General features: G+C 69.3%; 11 protein-coding genes. 4 read left to right on the forward strand and 7 right to left on the reverse strand.

Annotation, left to right across the window (positions count from 1 at the left end):
• Positions 1-112 precede the first annotated feature (112 nt).
• From GD429_RS33215 to waaA, 4 genes are all read left to right on the forward strand, one after another.
• Entirely contained in the window at positions 113-1,507 is a 1,395-nt protein-coding gene (locus GD429_RS33215) for a phosphomannomutase/phosphoglucomutase (protein WP_047899993.1), read from the forward strand.
• A 174-nt stretch (positions 1,508-1,681) separates the two neighbouring features.
• On the forward strand, positions 1,682-2,677 hold the full coding sequence (gene waaC, locus GD429_RS33220; protein WP_415748968.1) for a lipopolysaccharide heptosyltransferase I: 996 nt from the start codon (positions 1,682-1,684) through the stop codon (positions 2,675-2,677).
• A gap of 25 nt (positions 2,678-2,702) precedes the next feature.
• A complete protein-coding gene (locus tag GD429_RS33225) occupies positions 2,703-3,587 on the forward strand; it encodes a Kdo hydroxylase family protein (protein WP_152863515.1) in 885 nt (294 codons plus the stop codon).
• A gap of 37 nt (positions 3,588-3,624) precedes the next feature.
• Complete coding sequence (gene waaA, locus GD429_RS33230; RefSeq protein ID WP_152863517.1) at positions 3,625-4,971, forward strand: lipid IV(A) 3-deoxy-D-manno-octulosonic acid transferase; 1,347 nt, start codon at positions 3,625-3,627, stop codon at positions 4,969-4,971.
• Between the two features lie 63 nt (positions 4,972-5,034).
• On the opposite strand, the gene ureG is transcribed toward waaA, so the two are convergent.
• The 7 genes from ureG to GD429_RS33265 form a co-directional block, all read right to left on the reverse strand.
• Complete coding sequence (ureG, locus tag GD429_RS33235) at positions 5,035-5,682, reverse strand: urease accessory protein UreG (protein WP_034182906.1); 648 nt, start codon at positions 5,680-5,682, stop codon at positions 5,035-5,037.
• A gap of 16 nt (positions 5,683-5,698) precedes the next feature.
• Entirely contained in the window at positions 5,699-6,379 is a 681-nt protein-coding gene (locus GD429_RS33240) for an urease accessory protein UreF (RefSeq protein ID WP_152863519.1), read from the reverse strand.
• Positions 6,366-6,953, reverse strand: coding sequence for an urease accessory protein UreE (ureE, locus tag GD429_RS33245; protein ID WP_152863521.1), 588 nt, complete (start codon positions 6,951-6,953; stop codon positions 6,366-6,368). The genes GD429_RS33240 and ureE overlap by 14 nt, the downstream gene beginning before the upstream one ends.
• Before the next feature lie 24 nt (positions 6,954-6,977).
• Positions 6,978-8,684 (reverse strand): urease subunit alpha, encoded by a 1,707-nt coding sequence (ureC, locus tag GD429_RS33250; RefSeq protein WP_152863523.1) that lies wholly within the window; start codon positions 8,682-8,684, stop codon positions 6,978-6,980.
• Positions 8,685-8,722: 38 nt separating this feature from the next.
• Complete coding sequence (locus GD429_RS33255; protein ID WP_034182910.1) at positions 8,723-9,028, reverse strand: urease subunit beta; 306 nt, start codon at positions 9,026-9,028, stop codon at positions 8,723-8,725.
• 8 nt (positions 9,029-9,036) lie between these two features.
• Positions 9,037-9,339, reverse strand: a complete 303-nt coding sequence (gene ureA, locus GD429_RS33260) for an urease subunit gamma (RefSeq protein ID WP_006406310.1) — start codon at positions 9,337-9,339, stop codon at positions 9,037-9,039.
• A 236-nt stretch (positions 9,340-9,575) separates the two neighbouring features.
• Positions 9,576-10,424: an urease accessory protein UreD gene (locus GD429_RS33265; RefSeq protein ID WP_193727270.1), complete on the reverse strand. Its 849-nt coding sequence runs from the start codon at positions 10,422-10,424 to the stop codon at positions 9,576-9,578.
• Positions 10,425-10,427: the final 3 nt, after the last annotated feature.

Raw genomic sequence — 10,427 nt, forward strand, 5'->3', positions numbered from 1 at the left:
CGCTCCAGCCGTTCCGTTCCTTGTTTCGCCGGGCCTGCCTGTATCATGCGCGGCGCCGGCGAGGCGCGGCCAGACAATTTTCCATGCACGCAACCGAGAGAGAAGAGAATCGATGATCTCCCAATCCATCTTCAAGGCATATGACATTCGTGGCGTGGTCGGCAAGACGCTCGACGTCGACACGGCGCGCGGGATCGGCCGGGCATTCGGCAGCGAAGTGCGCGCCCAGGGCGGCGACGCGGTCGTCGTCGCGCGCGACGGCCGCCTGTCCGGGCCCGAACTCGTCGGCGCACTCGCCGACGGCCTGCGTGCGGCGGGCGTCGACGTCGTCGACGTCGGCATGGTGCCCACGCCGGTCGGTTATTTCGCGGCGAGCGTGCCGCTTGCGCTGAAGGGCGGCGAGCGCCGCGTCGATTCGTGCATCGTCGTCACGGGCAGCCACAACCCGCCCGACTACAACGGCTTCAAGATGGTGCTGCGCGGCGCCGCGATCTACGGCGAGCAGATCCAGGCGCTGTACCGCCGCATCGTCGACGAGCGCTTCGAGACGGGCAGCGGCACCTACGAGCAGGTCGACGTCGCCGATCAGTACATCGCGCGCATCGTCGGCGACGTGAAGCTCGCGCGGCCGATCAAGCTCGTCGTCGACGCCGGCAACGGCGTCGCGGGCCCGCTCGCGACGCGCCTGTTCAAGGCGCTCGGCTGCGAACTCGTCGAGCGCTTCACCGACATCGACGGCACGTTCCCGAACCACCACCCCGATCCCGCGCACCCGGAAAACCTGCAGGACGTGATCCAGGCGCTGAAGGACACCGATGCCGAGCTCGGCTTCGCGTTCGACGGCGACGGCGACCGCCTCGGCGTCGTCACGAAGGACGGCCAGATCATCTATCCGGACCGCCAGCTGATGCTGTTCGCGGAAGAGGTGCTGTCGCGCAACCCGGGCGCGCAGATCATCTACGACGTGAAGTGCACGCGTAACCTCGCGCAGTGGGTGAAGTCGAAGGGCGGCGAGCCGCTGATGTGGAAGACGGGCCATTCGCTCGTGAAGGCGAAGCTGCGCGAGACGGGTGCGCCGCTCGCCGGCGAAATGAGCGGCCACGTGTTCTTCAAGGATCGCTGGTACGGCTTCGACGACGGCCTCTACACGGGCGCGCGCCTGCTCGAGATCCTCACGAAGACGGCCGACCCGAGCGCGCTGCTCAACGGGCTGCCGGACGCGATGAGCACGCCCGAACTGCAGCTGTGGCTCGACGAGGGCGAGAACTTCCGCCTGATCGACAAGCTGCAGAAAGAGGCGAAGTTCGACGGCGCCGAGGAAGTCGTGACGATCGACGGCCTGCGCGTCGAGTACCCGGACGGCTTCGGCCTCGCGCGTTCGTCGAACACGACGCCGGTGGTCGTGATGCGTTTCGAGTCGGAGACGCAGGAAGGGCTCAAGCGCATCCAGGAGGACTTCCGCCGCGTGCTGACGGCCGCGAAGCCGGACGTCAAGCTGCCGTTCTGAGCGTCGGCGGCCTGCGGGCCGCTGAAGGCGCGACAGCCGATTCACCGGCCGCGCCATCCCCGAAAAGCGGCGCACGCCAAGGCGTGCGGCCGCTTTTTGTCTGTCTGGCCCCCCGGGCGAGATAAAATCGCTCCTTTATGTCTGTCGCCGGCTGTCAGCCGGCGTTTTTTCAGCGTGCAAAAGATCCTGATCGTGCGCGTATCGTCGCTGGGCGACGTCGTGCACAACATGCCGGTGATCGCCGATATCCGGCGCCGCCACCCCGATGCGCAGATCGACTGGCTCGTCGAGGAAAGCTTCGTCGACCTCGTGCGGCTCGTCGACGGCGTGCGCGACGTGCTGCCGTTCTCGCTGCGCCGCTGGCGCAAGAAGCCGTTCTCGGGCGCGACGTGGCACGAAATCCGCGCATTCCGCCGGCGCATCGCGGCCGAGCAGTACGATCTCGTGATCGACTGCCAGGGCCTCATCAAGACGGCCTGGGTCGCGAGCTGGGCGCGCGGCCCGCTCGTCGGGCTCGGCAACCGCACCGACGGCGCCGGCTACGAATGGCCCGTGCGCTTCTTCTACCGCAAGCGCGTGCCGATCGCGCCGCGCACGCACGTCGTCGAGCGCTCGCGGCAACTCGTCGCGGCCGCGCTGGGCGACCCGGCGCCGACGCCGGCCGATCCGGTCGACTTCGGCCTCGACACGCGCGCGGCGGCCCTCGCGGTGGCCGCGCTCGGCCTGAACCTGCCGGTGCCGTACGTGGTGTTCGTCCATGCGACGTCGCGTGCCGACAAGCAGTGGCCGGACGCCGCGTGGATCGAGCTCGGCCAGGCGCTCGTGCGGCGCGGCGCGTCGCTCGTGCTGCCGTGGGGCAACGACGCGGAGCGCGCTACCAGCGAGCGGCTCGCGAAGGAGTTCGGCGCGGCGGCGATCGTGCCGCCGAAGCTGTCGCTGCCGGCCGTGGTCGGCCTGATCGACGGCGCGGCCGCGACCGTCGGGGTTGATACAGGTCTGGTTCACATCGCGGCCGCGCTGAAGCGTCCGACGGTCGAACTGTACAATTTCGCGACGGCCTGGCGGACCGGCGGCTACTGGTCGCCGAACGTCGTCAATCTCGGCACGGCGGGGCAGCCCCCGTCGATCGCGCAGGTGAAGTCGGCGCTCGCGGGCTTCGGTCTCCTGTAACGTCTGTCCATTACGCGAACCGATCATGAGCGAATCCCAGATCATCGAAGTCCCGTCCGCCGACTGGAGCGGACACAACCTGTCGGCGCCGCGCGAGCAGCTGCTGGCCGCGGTCGAGGAAGGCAAGGTGCTGTATTTCCCGCACCTGCGCTTCGCGATCGAAGGCGGCGAGGAAGCGCTGCTCGATCCGGCGCTCGCCGATCCGAAACGCAAGAACATCAGCCTCGCGCCGAACGGCGGCGCGCTCGCCGGCGTGCTCGGCGACAGCGTCACGCAGTCGGCCGTGCGCGCGCTCGTCGCGCGCTTCCAGCAGCAGGCCGGCACGCTCGTCGACGGCCTGTTCCCCGAATACCGCGGCAAGCTGCGCGTCGCGCCGACGAGCCTGCGGCTGATGCAGGTCGAGACGCGCCAGACGTCGTGGCGCAAGGACGACAGCCGGCTGCACGTCGATGCGTTTCCGTCGCGGCCGAACTACGGCGAGCGCATCCTGCGCGTGTTCACGAACGTGAACCCGGCCGGCGCGCCGCGCGTGTGGCGCGTGGGCGAACCATTCGAGGACGTCGCGAAGCGGTTCATGCCGCGCATCAAGCCGCAGCTCCCCGGTTCCGCGTGGCTGCTGAACCTGCTGCACGTGACGAAGTCGCCGCGCAGCGCGTACGACCACCTGATGCTGAATCTGCACGACGGCATGAAGGCCGATCTCGACTACCAGAAGACCAGCCCGCAGCAGACGATGCCGTTCCCGCCGGGCAGCGTGTGGATATGTTTCTCGGACCAGACTTCGCACGCTGTGATGTCCGGCCAGTTCATGCTCGAGCAGACGTTCTTCCTGCCGGTCGACGCGATGGTCCGCCGTGAATGCGCGCCGCTCGGCATTCTCGAGCGCTTGACGGGCAGGGTGCTGGTTTGAGCGCACACCTGCTTCGACGCAATACGAGGGCCGCTGCATGCTGAGGGCGATCTATCGCGCGCTGTGGTGGCTCGTCGCGCCCGCTGCGGTCATCAGGCTCTACGTGCGCTCGCGCAAGGAGCGCGGCTATCGCGAGCACATCGGCGAACGTTTCGGTCGCGTGGCGGGCCGCTCGCGCGACGACCGTGCGCCGCTGATCTGGGTGCATGCGGTATCGGTCGGCGAAACGCGCGCCGCGCAGCCGCTGATCGACGCGCTGATGCACGCGCGCCCCGATGCGCGCATCCTGCTCACGCACATGACGCCGAGCGGCCGCGCGACCGGCGAACAGATCTTCGGGGATCGTGTGCTGCGCTGCTACCTGCCGTACGACATGCCGGGCCTGGTGCGGCGCTTCCTGCACGCATGGCGGCCGACGCTCGGCCTCGTGATGGAAACCGAGGTGTGGCCGACGCTGATCGACGAGTGCCGCCACGCGGACGTGCCGCTCGTGCTGACCAATGCGCGGATGTCCGCGCGTTCGTTCCGGCGCGCGGCGAAGTTCGGCGCGGCGACGCGCGACGTGTTCGGCGGCTTTTCGCGCGTGCTCGCGCAGAGCCCGGCCGATGCGGAGCGGCTGACGTCGCTCGGCGCACGCAACGTGACCGTGCTCGGCAACCTGAAGTTCGACATGGCGACGCCGCCGGAACTCGCGGCGCGCGGCCATGCGTGGCGCGACGCGATCGGCACGCGGCCCGTGTGGGTCGCCGCCAGCACGCGCGAGAACGAGGAGGCGCTGGTGCTGCAGGCGTTCGCCGCGATGCGCACGCCCGGCGCGCTGCTGGTGCTCGTGCCGCGTCATCCGCAGCGTTTCGCCGAGGTCGAGGCGCTCGTCGAGCGCGGCGGGCTCAAGTGCGTGCGACGCTCGGCGTGGGCCGCCGACACGGCCGCGCTCGCGGCCGGCCACCCGGCTGCCGAACCGCTGCCGGGCGACGTGACGGTGCTGCTCGGCGATTCGATGGGTGAACTCGGCGCGTACTACGCAGCCGCCGACGTCGCGTTCATCGGCGGCAGCCTGCTGCCGCTCGGCGGGCAGAACCTGATCGAAGCATGCGCGGTCGGTGTGCCGGTGCTGATCGGCCCGCACGTGTTCAACTTCACGCAGGCGACCGCCGATGCGGTCGCGGCCGGCGCGGCGATGCAGGTCGAGGATCCGCTCGATCTCGCGCACGTGCTCGACGCGCTGTTCGCCGACAAGGCGCGGCGCATCGCGATGGGCGCGGCCGGCGCCGCCTTCGCGGCGCGTCACCGCGGCGCGACCGCGCGCACGGTCGACGTGCTCGCGGCGCTGCTGCCGCCCGCCGAACGCGGCGAGCGTGAGCAGCAGGACACTTCCGACGAATAAGCGAAGGCGGCGCGATGCCGCCCCGGGCATGCGTGGCGGCGTCGTGTGCCGCCGCCGCGCTGCTCAGACCGTCAGCAAGCCCTTCTTCTCGATGAACGCGATCACGTCCGCGACGCCGTCGAGCGCCTTCAGGTTCGTCATCACGTAAGGCCGCTCGCCGCGCATCTTCTTCGTGTCGGAGGCCATCACGTCGAGGTTCGCGCCGACCAGCGGCGCGAGGTCGGTCTTGTTGATCACGAGCAGGTCGGACTTCGTGATGCCGGGGCCGCCCTTGCGCGGAATCTTCTCGCCGCCCGCGACGTCGATCACGTAGATCGTCAGGTCCGACAGCTCGGGGCTGAACGTCGCCGCGAGATTGTCGCCGCCCGATTCGATGAACACGATGTCGGCGTCGGGAAAGCGCGACAGCATCCGGTCGACGGCTTCGAGGTTGATCGATGCATCCTCGCGGATCGCCGTATGCGGGCAGCCGCCCGTCTCGACGCCCATGATGCGTTCCTCGGGCAGCGCGCCCGCAACGGTCAGCAGCCGCTGGTCTTCCTTCGTATAGATGTCGTTGGTGATCGCGACGAGGTCGTAGCGGTCGCGCATCGCCTTGCACAGCATTTCGAGCAGCGTGGTCTTGCCGGAGCCGACGGGGCCGCCGATGCCGACGCGCAGCGGCGGCAGTTTCTTCGTGCGGCGGGCGGAGGAGGGAGCAGGTGCGTTCATGGCGAGTAGCGTCGTGTCAGGAGCGGAACAACCGCGAGTACTGGGTTTCGTGCCGCGCGGACAGGATGCCGAGCTGCGGCGCGAACGTGTTGACGGCGTCGGGCGGCGTCGCGAGCGCGCGGCGGACGGCCGCGTCGATCGCGCCGCGCAGCGCGACGATGATGCGTTGCCCGGCGAGCTGGCCGAGCGGCACGGCCTTCAGCGCGGCGGACGTCTGGTTCTCGACCCAGCCGAATGCGTACGCGGCGAGCGTCGCGTCGGCGCTGGCGTTATGCGCGGCGGCCGCGTATGCGAATGCGGTCGGCAGTGCGATCGGCGACATCGATGCGAGCGTCGCGCGGCGCGCGGCATCGCCCCATTCGAGCGATGCGCAGAGCTGCGCGAGCGACCAGCCCATCTGTTCGGTCTCGCGGCGCAGTTCCGCCGATTCGCGGCTCGCGACGAACCATGCGTTCTCCGTGGCGAGCGCGTGCGAGTCGTGCGCATGCCAGCGTTCGAGCTGGTGCGCGAGGAACGGCAGCTCGCCGTGCGCGAGCACGTCGGTCAGGCCGCTCGCGATCCAGTCGCGCGCGGAATCGGCGTCGTGGATCAGGTTCGCGTCGAGCGCGGCTTCGAGGCCCTGCGAATAGCTGTACGCGCCGATCGGCAGCGCCGGCGACGCGAGGTGCAGCAGCGCGACGAGCTCAGTGGTGGTCATGGCCGTGGCCGTGCGTGCATCCGGGACCATGCTGATGATCGTGATCGTGCGAATGCCCGTGGTGTTCGCCGAACACCTGCTGCGCGAGCGCGTAGTCCTCGGCGAACGTCGCGTCGTGCCCGTGCTTGTGGCCACCGCCGTACGCGCCGGCTTCCGGCTGGAACGGCGCGTTCTCTGCTTCGACCTGCGTGCCGAGCCGGCGCAGCATGTCCGCGAGCACCGGATCGGCTTCGAGCTTCAGGTAGCCGTCGCCGATCTCGACCGGCGTGTGACGGTTGCCGAGGTGGTACGCGGCGCGCATCAGCGTGAGCGGATCGGCCGCACGCACGAGCAGCACGGCTTCGGGCGCCGCGGCGACGCGCACGAGCGCGCCGTCGTCGGCGACGAGCACGTCGCCGTCGCGCAGCACGGTGCCGCGCGGCAGCAGTACCGCGACGTCCTCGCCGGTATCGAGCGTCGCCGCGAGGCGGCTCTTGCAGCGCGCGTCATACGCGAGCGTGAGCGTCGGTGCGCGCGCGACGAGCGACGCGGCGAGTTTCACGTTCGGGGCAATGCGTTTGTCGAGGGTGCGCATAAGACAGGAACCGAAAACCGGAAATCAGAACAGGAAATAGCGCTGCGCCATCGGCAGCACCGTCGCCGGCTCGCAGGTGAGCAACTGGCCGTCGGCGATCACGTCGTAGGTTTCGGGGTCGACGCTGATCGACGGACGCCATGCGTTGTGAATCATGTCGGCCTTCGTCACGTTGCGGCAGTTGCGCACCGGCACGATCCGCTTCGCGAGGCCGTAGCGTTCCGCGATGCCCGCATCGGCCGCCATCTGCGACACGAAGGTCAGCGACGTACGCGCGAGCGCGCCGCCGCGCGTCGCGAACATCTCGCGATAGTGGACGGGCTGCGGCGTCGGGATCGACGCATTCGGGTCGCCCATCTGCGCGACCGCTATCATCCCGCCCTTCAGGATCATCGACGGCTTGATCCCGAAGAACGCGGGTTCCCACAGCACGAGGTCGGCCCACTTGCCGGGCTCGATCGAGCCGACTTCGTGCGCAATGCCGTGCGTGATCGCCGGGTTGATCGTGTACTTGGCGACATAGCGCTTCGCGCGGAAGTTGTCGTTGCGCGCGCCGTCCCCGGGCAGTGCGCCGCGCTGCACCTTCATCTTGTGCGCGGTCTGCCAGGTGCGGATGATCACTTCGCCGACGCGGCCCATCGCCTGCGAATCGGACGACAGCATCGACAGCGCGCCGAGATCGTGCAGGATGTCCTCGGCCGCGATCGTCTCGCGGCGAATCCGCGATTCGGCGAACGCGAGATCCTCGGCGATCGACGGATCGAGGTGATGGCACACCATCAGCATGTCGAGATGCTCGTCGAGCGTGTTGATCGTGTACGGGCGCGTCGGGTTGGTCGACGAAGGCAGCACGTTCGCCTCGCCGCACACCTTCAGGATGTCGGGCGCATGGCCGCCGCCCGCGCCTTCGGTGTGGTACGTGTGGATCGTGCGACCCTTGAACGCGGCAACGGTCGATTCGACGAAGCCGGCTTCGTTCAGCGTGTCGGTGTGGATCGCGACCTGCGTGTCGGTGTCGTCCGCAACCGACAGGCAGTTGTCGATCGCGGCGGGCGTCGTGCCCCAGTCCTCGTGCAGCTTCAGCCCGATCGCGCCGGCCGCGATCTGCTCGACGAGCGGCTCGGGCAGGCTCGCGTTGCCCTTGCCGAGAAAGCCGAGGTTGATCGGCCAGCCGTCGGCGGCCTGCAGCATCCGCTCCATGTGCCACGGGCCCGGCGTGCAGGTCGTCGCGTTGGTGCCGGTGGCCGGCCCCGTGCCGCCGCCGAGCATCGTCGTGACGCCCGATGCGAGCGCCTCGTCGATCTGCTGCGGGCTGATGAAGTGGATGTGCGTGTCGATGCCGCCCGCGGTCACGATCAGCCCTTCGCCGGCGATCACTTCGGTCGCAGCGCCGATCGCGATCGTCACGCCCGGCTGGATGTCCGGATTGCCGGCCTTGCCGATCGCGGCGATGCGGCCGTGCTTGATCGCGATGTCGGCCTTCACGATGCCCCAGTGATCGAGGATCACCGCGTTCGTGATGACCGTATCGGGCACGTCGGCGGATATGCGTTGCGACTGGCCCATCCCGTCGCGGATCACCTTCCCGCCGCCGAATTTCACTTCCTCGCCGTAGGTCGTGAAGTCGCGTTCGATCTCGATCAGCAGTTCGGTATCGGCGAGCCGGACGCGGTCGCCCGTCGTCGGCCCGAACATTTCCGCGTACGCGCGGCGGCTCAAGCGTAGTGTCATGTCGTGCTGTTCCTGAAGAGACGGACGTGAGGCGTCGCTCAGAGCGGCCCCATCACCTTGCCCTGAAAACCGTAGACGGCGCGATCGCCCGCGAGCGCGACGAGCTCGACGGTGCGCGTCTGGCCCGGCTCGAAGCGCACGGCCGTGCCGGCCGCGATATTGAGCCGGAAGCCGCGTGCGGCCGCGCGGTCGAACGACAGTGCGTCGTTGACTTCGAAGAAGTGGTAGTGCGAGCCCACCTGCACCGGGCGGTCGCCGGTGTTCGCGACGACGAGCGTCAGCGTTTCGCGGCCCGCGTTCAGTTCGTGCTCGCCGTCGTCGGTGAGGATTTCGCCGGGGATCATGCGTTGCCTCACGGAATCGGGTGATGAACGGTCACGAGCTTCGTGCCGTCGGGGAAGGTCGCCTCGACCTGGATGTCGGGAATCATTTCGGGCACGCCGTCCATCACGTCGTCGCGTGTGAGCAGCGTCGTGCCGTAGTGCATCACCTCGGCAACCGTCTTGCCGTCGCGCGCGGCTTCCATCAGCGCGGCGGTGATGAAGGCGACCGCCTCGGGATAGTTGAGCTTCAGGCCGCGCGCGCGACGGCGTTCGGCCAGCAGCGCCGCCGTGAAGATCAGCAGCTTGTCCTTTTCTCGGGGAGTCAGTTTCATGAAGGCAAACGTTCAGGAAAACGTAATTTTTATCGGTGCGCGCCCAACCGGGCGGACGTGCAGATCATCGTAGCACCGCGCCGTTTTGCGCGCGCCGTGTATCGGTTATGTAAGCAGCAAGGCGCGTGCCATGTGCATGGAACGCAGCGCGATGCGCGTTCGTGGTGCGCGATGCATGGGTAGCGTGCAGCGACTGATGTGGGGATGCGCCGAAACGGTGCGTGGCGCGAGCGCGCTCAGGTTTGCCAGAGCCGCAGCGGCCGGGCGTCGACGCCGTGCACGATCGGCCGCAACTGCAGCCAGCAATCGGTGAAGTGGCGCTGCAGCGCTTCCATCGACGTCGACAGCGCGCGCACGAGCACGACGCCGGGCGTCACGCAGGTCGCGCCCGCGCGCAGCGTGCCGTCGAACGGCATCCGCGCGGCGAGCGATTCGGCCAGTGCGGCGTCGCACGCGGCGCCGGCGGCCCACAGCGTGCCGTATGCGGGAAAGCCTGCGAGGCCCTGCAGCGCGCCGCGCAGCGGATCGTGCGCGTCGAGCAGTGCGCGCTCGGTCCACAGCGGCCGGCCGTCGGCGCCGACGAGCGCGGAGGTCGACGCGATGCGGCCCGCCGACCAGGTTTCGCCGGCCGCCTGCCGGCCGAGCTGCGTCGCGTCCCAGCCGATCGCGCTCGCGCCTGCGCCGAGCGTCACCGTGAAGTCGAGCGCCGCGTGCGCCGCGTCGAAGAACAGGTTGTTCTGCGGCAGCCAGTCGAGCTTCGCGTTTTCGCCGACCGCGATACCGATGCGCTGCGTCGCATCGAGGCCGTTCGATTTGTACCACTTGGTCGCGCCGGGCGTCGTCAGCACCGCGTGCGTGCCGTCGCCGAGCGCGATGTCGATGTCGAGCTGGTCGCCGCCCGCGACGCCGCCCGGCGGGTGGACGATCACCGCATGGCAGATCGCGTCGCCTTCCGGGTACAGCGGCCGCTGCACGCGCAGCGGGCCGTCGTGCAGCCGGTGCGCGAGCGTCGTGCGCGCGCCGTGCCGCTCGAAGCCGAGTTCGAGGCGGCCGCGCCACGACTTGGCGACGGCGGGGCGGGACAGCGG

It is taken from the genome of Burkholderia sp. BE17 (assembly GCF_009362305.1).
Taxonomy (GTDB): Bacteria; Pseudomonadota; Gammaproteobacteria; order Burkholderiales; family Burkholderiaceae; genus Burkholderia; species Burkholderia pyrrocinia_C.

Bases quoted from the DNA above. Each gene is read 5' to 3' on its own strand.
- GD429_RS33215 (WP_047899993.1), top strand. From the start codon at position 113: ATGATCTCCCAATCCATCTTCAAGGCATATGACATTCGTGGCGTGGTC.
- GD429_RS33225 (WP_152863515.1), top strand. From the start codon at position 2,703: ATGAGCGAATCCCAGATCATCGAAGTCCCGTCCGCCGACTGGAGCGGA.
- waaA (WP_152863517.1), top strand. From the start codon at position 3,625: ATGCTGAGGGCGATCTATCGCGCGCTGTGGTGGCTCGTCGCGCCCGCT.
- ureG (WP_034182906.1), bottom strand. From the start codon at position 5,682: ATGAACGCACCTGCTCCCTCCTCCGCCCGCCGCACGAAGAAACTGCCG.
- GD429_RS33240 (WP_152863519.1), bottom strand. From the start codon at position 6,379: ATGACCACCACTGAGCTCGTCGCGCTGCTGCACCTCGCGTCGCCGGCG.
- ureE (WP_152863521.1), bottom strand. From the start codon at position 6,953: ATGCGCACCCTCGACAAACGCATTGCCCCGAACGTGAAACTCGCCGCG.
- ureC (WP_152863523.1), bottom strand. From the start codon at position 8,684: ATGACACTACGCTTGAGCCGCCGCGCGTACGCGGAAATGTTCGGGCCG.
- GD429_RS33255 (WP_034182910.1), bottom strand. From the start codon at position 9,028: ATGATCCCCGGCGAAATCCTCACCGACGACGGCGAGCACGAACTGAAC.
- ureA (WP_006406310.1), bottom strand. From the start codon at position 9,339: ATGAAACTGACTCCCCGAGAAAAGGACAAGCTGCTGATCTTCACGGCG.